This window comes from Aestuariimicrobium kwangyangense DSM 21549, assembly GCF_000421525.1.
In the GTDB taxonomy this organism is placed as follows: domain Bacteria; phylum Actinomycetota; class Actinomycetes; order Propionibacteriales; family Propionibacteriaceae; genus Aestuariimicrobium; species Aestuariimicrobium kwangyangense.
Map to the genome: position 1 here is coordinate 373679 of NZ_ATXE01000002.1, position 17416 is coordinate 391094.

Consider the following 17416-nt stretch of genomic DNA (forward strand, 5'->3'; position numbering starts at 1 on the left):
TTCACCCTAACTGTTGGGGATCGACGCGCACCCGCACCGGTGTCGCCTTGCGGGCGGCACGCTGGTCCAGCCCCGCCGCGATCGCCCCCACCACCTGTCGTCCCTGCGCCCGCGGGGCACGCACGATCATCCGCACCAGCCCGTCGACCTCACCGCCCACACCGGGGCCCTCGATCGGCACGGGCCCCAGCAGTTCGACCGACTCCAGTTCCGCCAGCGCCGCCCAGACGATCAGTTCATCGACCGCCTGAGCGGTGCCCTCGAGGGTGACGAAGCTGACGGCGGGAGGGAACCCCGCCTCGAGACGTTCACCCAGCAGACGAGCCGCGTAGGCTGCCGGGTCCTGCCGGACGAAGGCCTGCACGGCCGGGTCGTCGATGGGTCCCACCATGCACACGGTGCCGCCGTCGCCTCCCGGACGAACGTGCCCCGCCACCACCTGCCAGCGCCTGAGCGCCTCCTCACCGGCACGCAGGTCGGCGCGGGCCAGGAGTTGGGGGGCATCCAGCAGCACCGCGGCTGCGTACCCCGACGATGCCCGGGGCTCGGCCCCGGGTGTGGCCACCACCAGGACGGGCTTGTCACCGACCTCGTCGACGACGTGGTCCCGTGAGGAGTCGACGACGGCCGCACCGGGGAAGGCACGCGCGAAGTCGGCCGCCGTCTGGGAGGCCCCCACCAGGGGCGCCCGCAGGTGGTCGCCTCCGCACACGAGGCAGCGCCACTGACCCACCGGCCGAGCACACCACTGGCACGACACCTGCTGCTCCGCGGCGCCCGGTTCCCGTCGGGTCTGCAGGGGTCCGTGGCAGTGCTGGCAGCGGGCAGGTTCGCGGCATCGCTCGCAGCGCAGCGCCAGCAGATGGCCACCCCTGGGCACCTGGACGAGCACGGGTCCTTGGGTGAGCCCGACCCTGATCGTCTCGAAGACCACCTGGGGCAGCCGAACCTGTGCCGCCAACGGGTCACGGGCGATGGCGCGATCGGAGTCGGCCGCGACCTTGACCAACGGGAGCATCCGTCGAAGTTCGCCCCGGGGCAGCTCCAGGGGGTGCATCCAGCCTGCCTCGACCCACGCCTGCGCTTCACAGCTGCGGGCCCGGGATGCCAGCAGCAGCGCGCAGCCGTCGATGGGCACCCGCATGGCGGCCACCTGTCGCGTGTGCGGGTACGGGGTGCGAGGTTCGGCATGAAGGTCGTCCCCGTCGTCGAGCACCACCACCAGACCCAGGTCACGCACCGGGGCGAACATCGCCGAACGGGTGCCCAGCACCACCCGGGCCTGTCCCCGCACCACGGAGAGATAGTTGCGGTAGCGGGCCGCGGGACCCGATTCGGACTGCAGCACCGCGACGGTCCGGGGGCCCAGCGCCGCCTCGAGCGCCGGCTGCACCCGGGCGATGTCCTTCAGGTCGGGGACGAGCACCAACGCTCCCCGTCCGGCCCGCAGCGCGGCCGCCACCGCCTGGGCGACACCGCGGGCGATGTCGCCCGCGGGATGGTGAACGGTCGGCACCTGCCAGAATCCGCGCACCGCCTCGCCGCGCTCGAGGGCAGCGAGGAAACGCGCGCCGGTCGTGGTGTCGGACAACCCGCCGGAGGGGGGCGCACCGGCGGGGTCGGGCACTGGCCACGTCGCCTGGTCTGCCCGTTCGGTGGCCGCGTGCCGGGGCGGGACGGCCATCCTCATGACATCGGCGAACGTCCCTGCGTAGTGGTCGGCGGTGGCGCGGATCAGCTGCACCTGGGCGGGCGTGATCACCGGCTCGCCCGAGACCACCTTGTCGAGGTGCGCCAACTGACCGGAGAAGCTGGACGAGGTGGGCCGTCCCACCACGAACCCGTCGACCAGCCGACCCGCGAACCTGGCCCGCACCCGAGCGCCGACGACCGCGGTCTCGTCCAGGTCGGCGGGTACGGCGTAGTCGAAGGGACGATCGACGTTGGCCAACGGCACATCGAGCATGACCGAGGCGATCCCCGCCTGCGGCGCGGTCACCCCGGGTGCCTCGATCAGTTGGTCTTGGTCCACGTCGCCACTCTAGGGACACCCACCGACAGTCCCTCAGCCCTTGACCGCCCTCGCCAGGGCCTCGGCCCGATCCGTGCGCTCCCAGGTCATCGACTCGAGTTCTCGTCCGAAGTGACCGTAGGCGGTCAGCTGCGAGTAGATCGGTCGCAGCAGGTCGAGGTCGCGGACGATCGCCGCCGGACGCAGGTCGAACACCTCACGCACCGCGGCCTTGATCTGCTCCTCGGGCACCACCGAGGTGCCGTAGGTGTCGACGTAGAAGCCCACGGGCTGTGCCTTGCCGATGGCGTAGGCCACCTGCACCTCACAGCGGGTCGCGAGCCCGGCGGCCACCACGTTCTTGGCGACCCAGCGCATGGCGTACGCCGCCGACCTGTCGACCTTCGAGGGGTCCTTGCCCGAGAACGCGCCACCGCCGTGGCGAGCCATGCCGCCGTAGGTGTCGACGATGATCTTGCGGCCGGTGACCCCCGCGTCACCCATCGGGCCGCCGATCACGAACTTGCCGGTCGGGTTCACGTGCACGCGGTAGTCGGAGTGCCTGAGCTCGTAGCGCTCGAGCACCGGCTCGATCACGTGCCTGACCACGTCGGGCTCCAGCGTCGCCGCGAGATCGACCCCTTCGGCGTGCTGGGTCGACAGCACCACGGTGTCGAGGCCGACGGGGCGGAAGTCCTCGTCGTACTCGATGGTCACCTGGGTCTTGCCGTCGGGTCGCAGGTAGTCGAGGGTGCCGTCCATGCGGACCGCGGTCAGCCGCTCGGCGAGGCGGTGGGCGAGGTCGATCGGCAGCGGCATCAGCGAGGGGGTCTCGGTGCAGGCATAGCCGAACATCAGTCCCTGGTCGCCGGCGCCCTGCAGGTCGAAGGCATCGACCGAGCCACCGCGGGCCTCCACGGCCGCGTTGACCCCTTGGGCGATGTCAGGTGACTGGGCGCCGAGCGCAACCGAGACACCACAGGAGGCACCGTCGAAACCCTTGCGGGACGAGTCGTAGCCGATCCTGAGGATGGTGTCACGGGCGATGCGGGCGACATCGGCATAGGCCTCCGTGGTGACCTCACCGGCCACCACGACCAAGCCCGTGGTGACGAGGGTCTCGACCGCCACCCTGCTGCTGGGGTCGTCGGTCAGGAGGGCATCAAGCACTCCGTCCGAGATGGCGTCCGCGATCTTGTCGGGGTGGCCCTCGGTGACGGACTCTGACGTGAACAGACGAGTCACGTGTCATTCCTTGTCTGCCGGGCAACGAGCCCAGCTCTCTCCGACCGGCACTCTGCGGGTCGGGACCTCGGTTCCGACCTGACCCGTACAGCGATCAGGCCGGAGCGGGGCAAAAAGCTTGCCCCTCGAGGGAGGACCCAGCGATCAGGCGGGGTCCAGGTCGGCGAACGGGTCGCCGAAGTTCAGGTCGGGGGTCTCGGCAGCGGCTTCCGCACGCGCGGCGGCCTCGGCCTCGGGGTCGATCGGGTTGCACTCGAGCACGCCCGCCTGGATCTCGCGCATGGCGATCGACAGGGGCTTCTCGGTCACGCCGGAGTCGACGAGCGGCCCGACGTTCTCGAGCAGGCCCTCACCGAGCTGGCTGTAGTACGCGTTGATCTGACGGGCCCGCTTGGCGGCGAAAAGCACCAGACGGTACTTCGAGTCCACCTTGTCGAGCAGGTCGTCGATCGGTGGGTTGATGATGCCTTGGGCTTCGTTGACGCTCACGGATACCTCTCACTGGCTGGTCAGACTGAGCAACTCTACCAAACGGGCCACGGTTTCATCGATCTGGCCGTTGACCACCACGCAGTCGAACTCGTCGGCGGCCGCCAACTCGTCGACGGCGGTCGCGAGACGTCGTTGCTGTTGCTCCGGGGACTCGGTGCCACGCCCGATCAGGCGGCGCACCAACTCGTCCCAACTGGGGGGTGACAGGAAGACCTGACGGGCGTCCGGGTAGGTGGTCCTGACCTGTCGGGCACCCTGCAGGTCGATCTCCAGGATCACCGGACGACGTGCCGCCACGGCCTCGACCACGGGCCGACGCGGGGTTCCGTAGCGATGCCTGCCGTGCACGACCGCCCACTCGAGCAGGCCGTCCTCGGCGACGAGCCGGTCGAACTCGGCCTCGCTGACGAAGTGGTAGTGGCGGCCGTCGACCTCACCCGGTCGGGGTGGACGGGTGGTGGCGCTCACCGAGACGAAGACCTCGGGGTGGGCGTGCCGCAGTCGGGCGACAACGGTGCCCTTGCCCACTGCCGTAGGCCCCGAGACGACCATCACCCCGGAATGGTTCTCGGGGAGTGAGTCGAACGAGCTGCTGTGCGGCATCTCGGGCGGCGACACAGAATGGGCGACGTCGTGGGGCACCGGTCAGTTGAACTCGGCCTTGAGGCCGGCGATCTGGTGGCGACCGAGACCACGCAGGCGACGGTTCTGGGCGATCTCGAGGCGTTCCATGATCTCTGCGGCACGCTTCTCGCCGACGCGCGGCAGCGACTTCAGCAGGTCGACCACCTTGAGATGGGCCAGCACCTCGTTCGAGGCGGCCTGGTCGAGGGCGTCGGACAACGACAGCTGGCCGGTGCGGATCCTCTCCTTCAGGTCGGCCCGCTCGCGGCGTGCCTTCGTGGCGGCGGCGCGGGCAGCCTGCAGCTGCTCCGGCGTCAGCGTCGGAATGGCCATGTCCCCTTCTTTCCATCTCGAACTCGCGGCGTGAGGGCGTCCGCGACAGTCAAACAACGTAGTGGATCAGGCGTTCCGGCACGCCGGTTCAGCGCAGCCCTTCGACCCGTTCCTGCATCCCGGCCAGTGAGGGTCCACCCGCCAGCACTTCTCGGGACGCACTCGGCAAAACTATCCCGTCGGTGTTGCCGAATTGGCTCGCCACACCCGAAAGGGTGCCCCCCTGCGCACCGATCCCGGGTACCAGCACGACGCCCGAGAACCCGGTCAGGTCGATCCCCAGGTCAGCATGCGTGCCACCGACCACGAGACCGACATGGTTTCGGCCCTCGGACGAATTGTCCCGCTGGGCGTGGCGCACGATTGTCTGGGCCACCGAGCCGTCGCCGGTGGCTGCCAGTTGCACCTCATGACCCTCGGGATTGCTGGTGCGGCAGAGCACGTGAAGACCACGCCCGGTGGCGGCGGCCAGGTCGATGGCCGGACGCAATGACTCGTAACCCAGGTACGGGGAGACGGTGAGGGCGTCGGAGCGAAGCGGCGACTCGTCCGAGAGGTAGGCGCGCGCGTAGCCGTCCATGGTCGAGCCGATGTCGCCTCGCTTGGCGTCCATGATGCTGAGCGCATTCGCCTCACGCAGGTCGGCCAGGATGCGCTCGAGCGCCAGTACCCCCCGGGACCCGAAGGGTTCGAACAGTCCCGACTGGGGCTTGAAGACCGGCACCCGGTCGGCCAGCGACTCGACCACCCGACGACCGAACCGCTCGGCCCCGTCGCCGTCGAGGGGCAGCCCCCATGCGTCGAGCAGGGCCGGGTGGGGGTCGATGCCGACACACAGGGCCAGTCCCCCGCGTAGGTCGATGGCTGCACGCAGTCGTTCGGCGTAGGCAGGGGCTGTCATCAGTGCTCCTTCGAGACCCGGTTGGCAGATCGCACCAGCGCCGGGCCCGAGTAGATGAATCCGGTGTAGAGCTGCACCAGCTGGGCGCCGGCGGCGAACATGCGGCGCACGTCGCCTTCGTCCATCAACCCGCCGACCCCGACGACGGGGAGCTGGGTGCGCGCGACGACCTGCTCGACGACGGCGAGCGCCCGGGCGCTCAGCGGGGCACCAGAGAGTCCGCCCGCCTGTTCGCCGGTGGCGCGGTCCGAGGCGGCGAGCCCGTCGCGAGCCAGCGTCGTGTTGGTCGCCACCAGGGCGGCGGCGCCGGCCAGGTCGGCAGCAGAGACGGCCGCGGCCAGGTCGTCCGGATCGAGATCAGGGGCGAGTTTGACGAAGACGGGCAGGGGACGAGCCGGGTCGTGCTCATGGGCGGCCCTCACGACGGCACCGACCAACGCCTCGAGGTCACGGCCGGTCTGAAGGGCCCGCAACCCCGGGGTGTTGGGGCTGGAGACGTTGATGGCGACGTAGTCGGCCACGTCGACCACGTCGGCCAGGGCGGCCCGGTAGTCGTCGATGGCCCGCTCGTTGGGGGTGACCTTGTTCTTGCCGAGACTGATGCCGACCGCCAGTCCGAGGGCCTGGTTTCCGCGATGGACCCCGGCCCGACGCAACCTGGCGGCCAAGGCGCCCGAGCCGGAGTTGTTGAACCCCATCCGGTTGATGATCGCCTTCGACTCCGGCAGCCGGAACAGCCGGGGACGGTCGTTGCCCGGTTGGGCCACCGGGGTGACGGTGCCCAGTTCGGCGAAACCGAACCCGAAACCGGCCCACGCGTGGGCTGCGCGACCGTCCTTGTCGAGCCCTGCAGCGAGGCCGACCCGGCCGGGGAACCTGACGCCCGCGAGGGTGACCGGTGACCGCTCCCCCGCCACCGTCGACCGCAGCACCCGGTCGAACACCCGAGGACTCCGCTCGAGGCCGGCGATCATCGCCTCGTGGATCTGTTCGGGGTCGCGGGTGAACAGCACCGGACGAGCCACCCGCTGGTAGCCGGCACCCAACAAGTGGGTCCAGCCGTCGGCCAGTTTGGCGGGGTCAGGACGGATCATTCCACTCCTGCAGGCTCTTCACCTCGACCGCACCCGCGCGGATCGCCTCGATGCCCTGGACCGCGGCGGACAGTCCCTGCACCGTGGTCACGCACGGCACACCCTGGCGGATGGCGGCCGTCCTGATCTCGTAGCCGTCGGCACGCGGCGAGCCGCCGGGGGTCTGGCCCTGGGGGGTGTTGAAGATCAGGTCGATCTTGTCGTCGTGGATCAGGTCGACGATGGTGGGTTCGCCCTCGGGTCCTCGTCCCTCGGAGAACTTGCGCACCGTCGTGACCTGCACGCCGTGGCGGCGCAGCACCGTGGCGGTGCCGGCCGTGGCGTACAGGGTGAAGCCGAGGTCGGCCAGCCGCTTCACCGGGAAGATGGCGTGCCGCTTGTCACGGTTCGCGACAGCGACGAAGGCCGTGCCCGAAGTGGGCAGTCCCTGCCCGACCCCGGCCTGGGCCTTCGCGAAGGCCGTACCGAAGGTGGTGTCGAGCCCCATCACCTCCCCGGTGGAGCGCATCTCAGGTCCGAGCACCGTGTCGACACCGAAGCCCTCGGGGGTGCGGAACCGGTTGAACGGCATCACCGCCTCCTTCACCGCCAGCGGTGCCCCCTCGCGGACGATCGCGCCATCGCCCTCGGCGCGGAGCATGCCCTGCTCACGCAGTTCGGCGATCGTCCGACCGACCATCACCAGGGCGGCGGCCTTGGCGAGCTGGGTGCCGGTGGCCTTCGAGACGAACGGCACGGTGCGGGAGGCGCGCGGGTTGGCCTCGAGCACGTAGAGGGTGTCGCTGGCGAGCGCGAACTGGATGTTGATCAGTCCTCGCACCCCCACTCCGCGGGCGATCGCCTCGGTCGAGGTGCGGATCCGGTCGACGACCTCCTCACCGAGGGTGATCGGCGGCAGGGCGCAGGCCGAGTCACCGGAGTGGATCCCGGCCTCCTCGATGTGCTCCATGACGCCGCCCAGGTAGAGCTCCCGGCCGTCGTAGAGGGCGTCGACGTCGATCTCGACCGCGTCGTCCAGGAACCGGTCGACCAGCACCGGTGAGGCCGACGAGATCAGGGTTGACTGTTCGATGTAGCGAGCCAGGGAGGTCTCGTCGTAGACGATCTCCATGCCGCGCCCACCCAGCACGTAGCTCGGACGAACCAGCACCGGGTAGCCGATCTCGGCGGCAACGGCGCGGGCCTGTTCGAACGACTCCGCCATGCCGTGCTTGGGTGCGGGCAGGTCGGCCCGGGCGAGCACGGCCCCGAAGGCGCCGCGCTCCTCGGCCAGGTGGATCGCCTCGGGGCTGGTGCCCACGATGGGCACCCCAGCGGCCTTGAGGGCGGCGGCCAGCTTGAGCGGGGTCTGCCCGCCCAACTGCACCATCACCCCGGCCACCGGGCCCGCTGCGAGCTCGGCGTGGTAGACCTCGAGCACGTCTTCGAGGGTGAGCGGTTCGAAGTAGAGCCGGTCGGCGGTGTCGTAGTCGGTCGAGACCGTCTCGGGGTTGCAGTTGACCATCACCGACTCGTAGCCGGCCTCCGACAGCGCCATGGCGGCATGCACACAGGAGTAGTCGAACTCGATGCCCTGGCCGATGCGGTTGGGTCCCGACCCGAGGATGAGCACGGCCGGCTTCTCGCGGGGCTCGACCTCGGTCTCCTCGTCGTAGGAGGAGTAGTGGTACGGCGTGTGCGCCTCGAATTCGGCGGCGCAGGTGTCGACGGTCTTGTAGACCGGACGAATCCCCAGCGCCCAGCGCAGACCCCGGACGACGTCCTCGGGCATACCGCGCAGCTTCGCGACCTGGGCGTCACCCAGCCCGTGCCGCTTGGCCCGGCGGAGCAGTTCGGGGGTCAGTTCCGGTGCGTCGTGCACCTGCTTGCCGATCTCGTGGATCAGCACCAGTTGGTCCATGAACCACGGGTCGAGCCCGGTGGCCTCGATCACCTGCTCGGGGGTGGCGCCCCAGCGCAGGGCCCGCTCCATCAACAGGATGCGTCCGTCGTGGGGCTGGCGCAGCCGCTCGAGGATCTCGTCGACGTCTCCGCCGTCCTGCTCGGCGAACGGCTCGGCGTCCTCGGTGTCGGTCCAGAACCCGTGGTGTCCGGCCTCGAGGGAGCGCAGTGCCTTGTTCAGGGCCTCGGTGAAGTTGCGCCCGATGGCCATCGACTCGCCCACCGACTTCATGTGGGTGGTGAGGGTCTTGTCGGCCGAAGGGAACTTCTCGAAGGCGAACCGGGGCACCTTCACCACGACGTAGTCGAGGGTCGGCTCGAAGCTCGCCGGGGTCTTCAGGGTGATGTCGTTGTCGATCTCGTCGAGGGTGTACCCGACGGCGACCTTGGCAGCGATCTTGGCGATCGGGAAGCCGGTGGCCTTCGAGGCAAGCGCCGAGGACCGGGAGACCCGCGGGTTCATCTCGATCACGATCATGCGACCGTCGGCAGGATTGACCGCGAACTGGATGTTGCAGCCGCCGGTGTCGACGCCGACGGCGCGGATGACGCCGATGGCGATGTCGCGCATCCGCTGGTACTCGCGGTCGGTCAGGGTCATCGCCGGGGCGACGGTGATCGAGTCACCGGTGTGGATGCCCATGGGGTCGAAGTTCTCGATCGAGCAGATGATGACGACGTTGTCGGCCTTGTCGCGCATCACCTCGAGCTCGTACTCCTTCCAGCCCGTGATCGACTCCTCGATCAGCACCTCGGTGGTGGGGCTGGCGTCGAGACCGGTGCCGGCGATGCGGCGCAGTTCGGTCTCGTCGTGGGCGAACCCCGACCCGAGCCCGCCCATGGTGAAGCTGGGGCGCACCACGACGGGGTAGCCGAGGTCGTCGGCGGCGGCGACCACCTCGTCCATGGTGTGGCAGATGGCCGACTTGGCCACCTCGGCGGTGCCTCCGGTGATGCCGGTCAGCGCGAGCACGATCTGCTTGAACTGCTCGCGGTCCTCACCGCGCTGGATCGCCTCGACCGAGGCGCCGATCAGTTCGGCACCGTACTTCTCGAGCACCCCGTTGTCGTGCAGCGCGATGGCGGTGTTCAGCGCGGTCTGGCCGCCGAGGGTGGCCAGCACGGCATCGGGACGCTCCTTGGCGATCACCCGCTCGACGAACTCCGGGGTGATCGGCTCGACGTAGGTGGCGTCGGCGAACTCGGGGTCGGTCATGATCGTGGCCGGGTTCGAGTTGACCAGGATGACCCGGAACCCCTCCTCACGCAGCACCCGGCAGGCCTGGGTGCCCGAGTAGTCGAACTCGGCCGCTTGGCCGATGACGATGGGTCCGGAGCCGATCACCAGGATCGACGAGATGTCGGTGCGCTTGGGCATTCAGTTGTCCTTCAGCAGGTCGACGAAGCGGTCGAAGAGGTAGGCGGCGTCGTGCGGTCCGGCAGCGGCCTCGGGGTGGTACTGCACCGAGAAGGCGATCAGCTTGCCGTCCTTGCGCAGTTCCAGTCCCTCGACCACGTGGTCGTTGAGTCCGATGTGGCTCACCCGCGCGGTGCCATAGGGGGTGTCGAGGTCGTCCCCGACGGGGGCGTCGACCGCGAACCCGTGGTTCTGGCTGGTGATCTCGACCTTGCGGGTGCCCAGGTCCATCACGGGCTGGTTCACCCCGCGGTGGCCGAACGGCAGCTTGTAGGTGCCCAGGCCGAGGGCTCGTCCGAAGATCTGGTTGCCGAAGCAGATGCCGAAGTAGGGCATGCCCGCGGTGAGCACCTGCTGGAGCAACTGGACCGAATGCTCGGCCGCAGCCGGGTCGCCCGGGCCGTTGGAGAAGAACACGCCGTCTGCGCCGGTGGCGCGAATGTCGTCGAGGGAGGACGAGGCCGGCAGCACGTGCACCTCGATGCCCCGCTGGGCCATCCGCTGGGGGGTCATCGCCTTGATGCCGAGATCGACGGCGGCGACGGTGAAGAGTTTCTCGCCCTCGGCCGGCACCACGTAGGGGTGGTCGGTGGTGACGTCGTCGACCAGGTTGGCGCCCGCCATCGAGGGTTGCTCGAGCACCTTGGCGAGCAGCGCCTCGGGGTCGGTGCCCTCGGAACTGATGCCGACCCTCATCGCGCCCTTGTCGCGCAGGTGGCGCGTGAGGGCACGGGTGTCGATGCCCGAGATGCCCACGATGCCCTGGGCCTTGAGTTCGTCGTCGAGGCTGCGCCGGGCCCTCCAGTTCGAGGCGAGCCGGGCGGGGTCACGGACGACGTAGCCGGCCACCCAGATGCGGCTGGACTCGTCGTCCTCGTCGTTCCAGCCCGTGTTGCCGACGTGGGGGGCGGTCATCACGACCACCTGCCGGTGGTAGCTCGGGTCGGTGAGCGTCTCCTGGTAGCCGGTCATCGCGGTGGCGAACACGGCCTCCCCGAACGTCTCACCGATCGCACCGTAGGCCTCACCGCGGAAACGGCGGCCATCCTCCAGAACCAGGATTGCTTCGGGCATGGCCGTCCTTCCCCTGCCAAGGCAGGTCAAGCGTGGAAGTGTCTGCAGAACTTTAGCAGCGAGCCCGACGCCCACCGCCCACACTGCGGACGCTGGACGGATGACAGGCTGGACCCATGACGTGGACCTTCACCGCCGACGATCTGGTGGCCGCACTGCCCGACGAGGTCACCCTCGTTTGGGAGCCGGTGCGCGACGAGCCGCGGCTCGACGACTTCTGGCGCACGCTGGCCGCTGCCACCGACGAGGCGCTGGCCGCTCCCGAACCGACCCTGCCGCGGACGGCCGTCTGGGAGTACCTCGACACGGGTGCACGGCTCCCCTACGAGGACGCCTACTTCGCCCGTCGTCGCAGGCTGGCGGCGATCGGGCTGTCATCGATGGCCGGACGCCGCGACGCCCTGCACGCGCTGCCCGATCGGATCGCGGCCGTCTGCGAGGAGCCGAGTTGGGCATTGCCGGCCCACGGCGGCTGGGAACCGGGTGGGCAGCGACAGGTGGACCTGTTCGCTGCGGAGACCGCCAACACCCTCGCCGAGCTGGTGACCCTGCTGTCGGGCGAACTCGACCCGCGGGTGCACGACCTGGTGACCGAGCAGGTCAGCCGCCGGGTGCTCGACCCGTTGGCCGACCCGGACACCTCGTTCTGGTGGGAGACGGCCGAGAACAACTGGTCGGCGGTCTGCGCGGGTGCGGTCGGATCGGCAGCGCTGCTGCTGGAGCATGACCGCGAGCGACTGGTACGCATCCTCGCCCGCGTGCTGTCGGCGCTGGACTGGTATCTGTCGGGCTTCGGCTCCGACGGTGGCTGCGCCGAAGGGCTGGGCTACTGGTCGTACGGCATGGTGCACTTCATCGGGTTCGCCGACCTGGTGGAGCGGCTCACCTCGGGTGCCGTGAGACTGGCGGACGATCCGAGGGCCCTGGCCGCTGCGGAGTTCCCGGCCAAGGTCTCGTTGCCCGGTGGCGCGGGCATCACCTTCTCCGACACCACCGACGACCCGGTCGCCTCGAGCGCTGTCGGCTGGTGGCACGGCCGCGGCATCGAGCTGCCCACGGTTCCGGTCGAGGTGATCGGACAGGACCCCTGCGCGCGTTGGCTGTCGATATCTCGGGCACCGGTGTGGCTGCCGCCCGAGACGCCGGGTCGTCCGCACGTCGACCTGTTGGATGACACCGGGTGGCTGGTGGTCTCGAACGACGACCGGGCGTTGGCGGTGAAGGCCGGCGACAACGGGGAGTCCCACAACCAGCTCGATCTCGGGCAGCTGAGCGTGTGGGTGGGGTCAGAACAGGTGCTGCTCGACCCGGGGTCGGGGGTCTACACCCGCGAGTACTTCGCGGACGAGACCCGCTACGACTTCTTCGAACCCTCGAGCTTCGCCCACAACGCCCCGCTTGTCGACGGACGACAACAACGACTCGGCGCCGAGGCCCGGGCCGTCGTCACGGGCCACGAACTGGGGCTCGAACGGGGTTGGATCTCACTCGACCTCTCCAGTGCCCTACCCGATGGGCTCCGAAATCAGGGGCGGGTCGAGCGGCGGGTGGAGTGGGCGGATGCCGGGGCCAGCGTCACCCTGACCGACACCGTCGTGGCCGACGGGAGCACCGTCGGATGGCACCTGGTCAGTGAGGTAGAACCGGAGGTGCTGGCGGGTGGGTTGCGCTGGCAGGCGTCCAGAGGGACGTTGACCGCGGCCCTGTCGACGGGACGGGTCGAGGTGTGTCGGCTCGACACTCGATCGCACCACGGGGCACCACGGACCCTGTGGATCGCCCAGGTGACAGCCGAGCTCGACGGTTCGCTGGTGTGGACCTGTCAGTTGTCCGTGGATGCGGGTGGCCGGTGACCGATGGTGTAGCGGACGTCCTGCCAGTAGGCGTCCGGGCCGTGCTGGGCCAACACCTGCTCCGCCGCTGACCGAACCTGGCTGAGTTCGTCAGGGCTGAGCCGCATCCAGGCCGCCCGTTGCCCGACGGACCGACTGAACCGTTCCCAGGCGGGCACTCCGTCGAAGGGCAGCGAGATACGTCGGTGGCTGGTCGAGACCGTGGTGGCGCCAGCGCGCTGGAATGCTCGCTCGAGTTGCTCGTCGCTGCCGAACAGGGACGACAACTCGGCAGCTTTCGGGTCGGCAGCCGGCATCCATGGGCGGAGCAGGGCGCTCAAGGCGTCCCATCCCTCGCCGGCCGGACCGAAGGTGGAGATGCCCAGTCGTCCGCCGGGTTTCAACAGTCGCACCCAGTGGGAGAGGGCGGCTTGCGGGTCGGGCAGGAAGAACAGGACGAGGGCCGAGGCGACGAGGTCGTGACTGCCCTCAGGAAGGTCGGGTTGCTGGGCATCGCCCTGAACGAAGGTGACCGTGTCGAGGCTGGACTCACCGGCGCCGCACTCGGATCTGGCCCGATCGATCATGGCGGTGCTGATGTCGACGCCCGTCACCCGTCCTTGGGGAGCCACGCGGCGGGCGAGCATCGCTGTGGCGGTGCCCGGCCCACAGCCCAGGTCGGCACAGACCTCGCCGGGTCGTGGGTCGAGCGCGTCGACCAGCCCCTGCGCCAGCGGGACGAAGAAGTCGAAGCCCATGCGGTCGTAGTCCCCGGCAAGGCTGTCGAAGACCTTCGCGACGGCGGCCACGTGTTCGGAGGTCATGAGTCATGGTGGCACCGGGCGGAAGACTTGTCACGGGTCCCTGACGCACAGTGCTGAGGACGTTTGTGGGTACCCCTCGGAATCCCGGAGAGATGCTCTGCAGCACTGGGAATTGTCAGTCGGGTGACGTAGAATGGTACACATGTACGAATCGACGTCTAACCTCGACTGGTGGCACGAGCTGCCCGATGTCTCGCGGCCCGATGCCGTCTTCTCGTCCAGTGCGTCCGATGCTCTCGAGGAGATCACGAAGATGCGCGCCCTTCGCCGTCGTGCCACTCTCGCCGAGTTCCAGTTGGCCGCCGAGTACGCCGAACTGTCCGGCCGCGAGGCCATGATCCGCGAGGGCGCTCGCGCCGCCTCGGGCATGGCGCCCGTGATGCACGGAGAACGACTGTCGCGCATGGCCGGAGACGGAACCCCTCTGGTCGCGGAGTTCGCGTCCCTCGAACTGGGTCCTCGCCTGCGCCTCACTCCCGACGCCGCGTGGGCCCTGATGCGCGACGCCCTTGCGGCGAAGTACCGCCTGCCGGGCATCTGGGCGTTGCTCAAGGCGGATCGTCTCGAGGTGTGGCAGGCCCGCACACTGGCCGATCTCATCCGGGGGCTTGACGCCGAACAAGCAGCCTGGCTCGACTCAGAGCTCTCGCCCCGCGCTGCTGGAATGAGCCCGACCCGGCTCGAGGCCCATGCCCGTGCGCTGGTCCGCCAACTCCGGTCCGACGAGGCCAACGATGAGCGTGACCGAGACCGGGCCAGACGGCGCGTCGAGTTCACCTCGTCAGAGAACGGTCACACCACTGGCCTCACGGCCACGCTCGATGCCGCCGACGCCATCGGCCTCGACGCCCAGGTGGACCGGCTGGCAGAGATCTTCAAGCGGGCCGGCGACAGCGACACCCTCGAGGTGCGGCGGGCCAAGGCGCTCGGCGTGCTGGGTACACCTGCCCGAGCCCTGCAACTGATCCAGGCCTCGCTCCTGGACGAGCTGCCCGCCCTGGTCGACGAGGACGGGCTCGACCTTGACTGCCCAGCGCTGGGGCAGCGCGGGCACACGTGCGGAACCATCACGGTCCACCCCGACCGGCTGCTCCCCAAGGCTGAGATCCGGGTGCATCTGTCCGATGCGACCCTGCGCGACGCCGACATCGAGCCCGATGCCCTCGTCAGGGTCGAGGCGCTGGGACCCCAGCTCGTGTCGTGGTTGGCCGATCTCGTCGGTCACACCCGGATCGCTCTTCGTCCGGTTCTCACGGTCGACTCCCTGCGGCCCTCCGACAGCTACGAAGTGCCAACCCATTTGCGCGAAGCGATTCAGGTCAGGAATCCGCTTTCGGTCTTTCCCTTCAGCAAGAAGCAGAGCGAATCCTGCGACGTCGACCACACGTTGTCGTTCGCGAGGAATGGTCCCCCGGGTCAAACGGCAACCAACAATCTCGGACCGCTCGATCGACGAGCCCATCGCGCGAAGACCCACGGTGGCTGGAAGCTGGATCAACCCATTCCGGGATGCTTCCTGTGGACCTCACCACGGAACCATCGCTATCTGGTGACGCCCTCCTGCACTGTGGTGCTCGACCACGAGGACTTCATCGCACTGCCCGACGTCGCCTGAGCCTCACCAGCCCGGATAGCGGTCCGTCCACCGGGTGTGCGGACCCCAGTCCCCGTGCGGGTGCTCCCCACCCGTGAACTCGAGGACGAAGTCGTCGGCCAGTTCGAGGATCGTCCCCCGGCCCTCGACCTCGAAGACGAGCGAGGGTGGCAACGCCGTCTCCCCGTGCAGGGCGCCCAGGATGTTGCCGCAGATGGCGCCGGTCGAATCGCTGTCCCCCGAGTGGGTCACCGCGTAGGCCAGGGCGTCGAGCATCTGGTCGGGCTCCGGGAACACCAGCGCTGCGTGCAGCGCCATGGCCAACGCCTCCTCGGCGATCCAGCCGCCCCCCAGCGACTCCATCGTGGTCGTCGAAGCCACTCCCCCGACGGACTCGCCCAGATCGATCGCCGCCTGCACCGCTCGCAGCGTCTCGCCGTTGCTGTCGCGCTCCCGCAGAACCTCGATCATGGTCCGGGTCGCCTCACGCAGACCCTGACCGCGGACGATGGCGCCCACCAGCACCGCCAAGGCGCCGGATGCGATCTGACCCGTGGGATGGCCGTGGGCGTGACCGGCAGCCTCGGCGGCCCCGGAGTAGCAGAAGTCGAGCCCCGCCCACCCCCACGACGGCAGCAACCCGAACGGGGCGCTGCGCATCACTCCCCCGCACCCCTTGGAGTCATTGTCGGCCGCGGCACCGAACTGCTTGGGGCGACGAGCACCGGCCCGGGCCGATCGCAGGGCCGTCAGGCAGGGGTCTCGTCCGTCGACCCGCCACGGGACGTACTCCCGCACCCCACCCTCGCCGCATCTGGCGAGGATCTTCTCGGTCTTCCAGAACTCCACCGGCCCACCCAAGGCGTCCCCGATGGCCCCTCCGAGCAGGGAACCCCGAACGCGTGATCGGTAGGTCTCCAGGTCGAAGCGGCTGGGGGTCATTCCAACTCGTCGGTCGTGGGCTCGCCGGTCTGCTCGGCCTCGGCCACCACTTCGGCGTGCACCTGGGCGACCTGGTCCTCGTCCATCATGGGTGCCCGGACGACACCCGACAGCACCCCGTTGAGAAAGCTGGGTGACTCGTCGGTCGACAACTCGCCGGCCAGCACGAGGGCCTCCGCGATGGCGACCCGGTGGTCGATGCCGCCGTGGTCGATCTCATAGACGGCGATCCGGGCCAGTGCACGGTCGACCCGCGGCATGCGCGGCAGCGACCATCCCTCGTCCAGCGCCTGACTGAGCCGCGCGTCGATGGAACGGAGGTTCGCCATCACGCCCTCGACGAGTTCGGCCGTGTACTCCCGCAACGGCGGGTCGGCCAGCAGCACGTGGTCGTGCAGGATGGCCAGCGCCGGCTCGCCACGCAGGTCGGCCTCGAACAGCACGTCAAGGGCGGCCTTGCGCGCCTTCGTCCGCGCCGAGAAGTGCGGACGGCCCCCGGTACCGGTCACTTGTCGGTGATGCGGCCCAGGTAGGAACCGTCACGGGTGTCCACCTTGACCTTCTCGCCGGTGGTGATGAACAGCGGCACCTGGATCTGCTTGCCGGTCTCGAGGGTGGCGGGCTTGGTGCCACCGGTCGAACGATCGCCCTGCAGGCCGGGCTCGGTGTAGGTGATCTCGAGCTCGACCGAGGCGGGCAGGTCGATGTAGAGGGGGTTGCCCTCGTGCAGTGCCACGGTGGCCATCTGGTTCTCGAGCATGTAGTCGCTGGCCTCGCCGACGGTCGCGTCGGGAATGGCCACCTGGTCATAGGTGGTGGTGTCCATGAAGACGAACGCGTCGCCATCGTGGTACAGGTACTGCATGTCGCGACGATCGACCGTTGCGGTGTCGACCTTGGTGTCGGAGTTGAAGGTCTTGTCGACGACCTTGCCCGACAGCACGTGCTTCAGCTTGGTGCGGACGACGGTGTTGCCCTTGCCCGGCTTGTGGTGCTGGAACCACAGCACCTGCCAGAGCTGACCATCGAGGTCGAGCACCATGCCGTTCTTCAGATCGTTGGTTGAAGCCACGTCATCGCCTTTCGAAGTTG

General features: G+C 69.2%; 15 protein-coding genes. 2 read left to right on the forward strand and 13 right to left on the reverse strand.

Annotation, left to right across the window (positions count from 1 at the left end; translation table 11 throughout):
* Position 1: 1 nt before the first annotated feature.
* From H507_RS0108390 to carA, 9 genes are all read right to left on the reverse strand, one after another.
* Positions 2-2032, reverse strand: a complete 2031-nt coding sequence (locus tag H507_RS0108390) for a primosomal protein N' (protein ID WP_022910273.1) — start codon at positions 2030-2032, stop codon at positions 2-4.
* A 33-nt stretch (positions 2033-2065) separates the two neighbouring features.
* A complete protein-coding gene (gene metK, locus H507_RS0108395) occupies positions 2066-3256 on the reverse strand; it encodes a methionine adenosyltransferase (RefSeq protein WP_022910274.1) in 1191 nt (396 codons plus the stop codon).
* A gap of 144 nt (positions 3257-3400) precedes the next feature.
* Positions 3401-3745: a DNA-directed RNA polymerase subunit omega gene (gene rpoZ / locus H507_RS17855; protein ID WP_026377984.1), complete on the reverse strand. Its 345-nt coding sequence runs from the start codon at positions 3743-3745 to the stop codon at positions 3401-3403.
* A 9-nt stretch (positions 3746-3754) separates the two neighbouring features.
* Positions 3755-4351 (reverse strand): guanylate kinase, encoded by a 597-nt coding sequence (gene gmk / locus H507_RS17860; protein ID WP_051139724.1) that lies wholly within the window; start codon positions 4349-4351, stop codon positions 3755-3757.
* Positions 4352-4393: 42 nt separating this feature from the next.
* The gene (gene mihF, locus H507_RS0108410; protein WP_022910275.1) at positions 4394-4705 is read right to left on the reverse strand and encodes an integration host factor, actinobacterial type; all 312 of its coding nucleotides are present in this window, start codon (positions 4703-4705) and stop codon (positions 4394-4396) included.
* Positions 4706-4793: 88 nt separating this feature from the next.
* Positions 4794-5606 carry an orotidine-5'-phosphate decarboxylase gene (pyrF, locus tag H507_RS0108415; protein WP_022910276.1) on the reverse strand — a complete coding sequence of 271 codons (813 nt, stop codon included), beginning with the start codon at positions 5604-5606 and terminating at the stop codon, positions 4794-4796.
* Positions 5606-6700, reverse strand: coding sequence for a quinone-dependent dihydroorotate dehydrogenase (locus H507_RS0108420; protein WP_022910277.1), 1095 nt, complete (start codon positions 6698-6700; stop codon positions 5606-5608). Before H507_RS0108420 ends, pyrF begins: the two co-directional genes overlap by 1 nt.
* Positions 6687-10019 (reverse strand): carbamoyl-phosphate synthase large subunit, encoded by a 3333-nt coding sequence (gene carB, locus H507_RS0108425; protein WP_022910278.1) that lies wholly within the window; start codon positions 10017-10019, stop codon positions 6687-6689. Before carB ends, H507_RS0108420 begins: the two co-directional genes overlap by 14 nt.
* Positions 10020-11132 carry a glutamine-hydrolyzing carbamoyl-phosphate synthase small subunit gene (carA, locus tag H507_RS0108430; protein ID WP_022910279.1) on the reverse strand — a complete coding sequence of 371 codons (1113 nt, stop codon included), beginning with the start codon at positions 11130-11132 and terminating at the stop codon, positions 10020-10022.
* A 116-nt stretch (positions 11133-11248) separates the two neighbouring features.
* Here carA and H507_RS0108435 point away from each other — a divergent pair, with 116 nt between their 5' ends.
* Entirely contained in the window at positions 11249-12985 is a 1737-nt protein-coding gene (locus H507_RS0108435; RefSeq protein WP_022910280.1) for a heparinase II/III domain-containing protein, read from the forward strand.
* Here H507_RS0108435 and H507_RS0108440 read toward each other — a convergent pair.
* Positions 12955-13788, reverse strand: a complete 834-nt coding sequence (locus H507_RS0108440) for a class I SAM-dependent methyltransferase (RefSeq protein ID WP_022910281.1) — start codon at positions 13786-13788, stop codon at positions 12955-12957. The two genes, H507_RS0108435 and H507_RS0108440, sit on opposite strands and share 31 nt — an antisense overlap.
* 142 nt (positions 13789-13930) lie before the next feature.
* Between H507_RS0108440 and H507_RS0108445 the strand changes: the two genes are divergently transcribed.
* Positions 13931-15403: a 13E12 repeat family protein gene (locus H507_RS0108445; protein ID WP_022910282.1), complete on the forward strand. Its 1473-nt coding sequence runs from the start codon at positions 13931-13933 to the stop codon at positions 15401-15403.
* 3 nt (positions 15404-15406) lie between these two features.
* Here H507_RS0108445 and H507_RS0108450 read toward each other — a convergent pair whose 3' ends face one another.
* The 3 genes from H507_RS0108450 to efp are packed head-to-tail and all read right to left on the reverse strand — an operon-like array spanning position 15407 to position 17366.
* Positions 15407-16324, reverse strand: coding sequence for an ADP-ribosylglycohydrolase family protein (locus tag H507_RS0108450; protein WP_022910283.1), 918 nt, complete (start codon positions 16322-16324; stop codon positions 15407-15409).
* Positions 16321-16833: a transcription antitermination factor NusB gene (nusB, locus tag H507_RS15710; RefSeq protein WP_022910284.1), complete on the reverse strand. Its 513-nt coding sequence runs from the start codon at positions 16831-16833 to the stop codon at positions 16321-16323. Before nusB ends, H507_RS0108450 begins: the two co-directional genes overlap by 4 nt.
* Positions 16830-17366 carry an elongation factor P gene (efp, locus tag H507_RS0108460; protein WP_040438193.1) on the reverse strand — a complete coding sequence of 179 codons (537 nt, stop codon included), beginning with the start codon at positions 17364-17366 and terminating at the stop codon, positions 16830-16832. The genes nusB and efp overlap by 4 nt, the downstream gene beginning before the upstream one ends.
* Positions 17367-17416 lie beyond the last annotated feature (50 nt).

Bases quoted from the DNA above. Each gene is read 5' to 3' on its own strand.
- gmk (WP_051139724.1), bottom strand. From the start codon at position 4,351: ATGCCGCACAGCAGCTCGTTCGACTCACTCCCCGAGAACCATTCCGGG.
- mihF (WP_022910275.1), bottom strand. From the start codon at position 4,705: ATGGCCATTCCGACGCTGACGCCGGAGCAGCTGCAGGCTGCCCGCGCC.
- pyrF (WP_022910276.1), bottom strand. From the start codon at position 5,606: ATGACAGCCCCTGCCTACGCCGAACGACTGCGTGCAGCCATCGACCTA.
- H507_RS0108420 (WP_022910277.1), bottom strand. From the start codon at position 6,700: ATGATCCGTCCTGACCCCGCCAAACTGGCCGACGGCTGGACCCACTTG.
- carB (WP_022910278.1), bottom strand. From the start codon at position 10,019: ATGCCCAAGCGCACCGACATCTCGTCGATCCTGGTGATCGGCTCCGGA.
- carA (WP_022910279.1), bottom strand. From the start codon at position 11,132: ATGCCCGAAGCAATCCTGGTTCTGGAGGATGGCCGCCGTTTCCGCGGT.
- H507_RS0108435 (WP_022910280.1), top strand. From the start codon at position 11,249: ATGACGTGGACCTTCACCGCCGACGATCTGGTGGCCGCACTGCCCGAC.
- H507_RS0108440 (WP_022910281.1), bottom strand. From the start codon at position 13,788: ATGACCTCCGAACACGTGGCCGCCGTCGCGAAGGTCTTCGACAGCCTT.
- H507_RS0108445 (WP_022910282.1), top strand. From the start codon at position 13,931: ATGTACGAATCGACGTCTAACCTCGACTGGTGGCACGAGCTGCCCGAT.
- H507_RS0108450 (WP_022910283.1), bottom strand. From the start codon at position 16,324: ATGACCCCCAGCCGCTTCGACCTGGAGACCTACCGATCACGCGTTCGG.
- efp (WP_040438193.1), bottom strand. From the start codon at position 17,366: ATGGTGCTCGACCTCGATGGTCAGCTCTGGCAGGTGCTGTGGTTCCAG.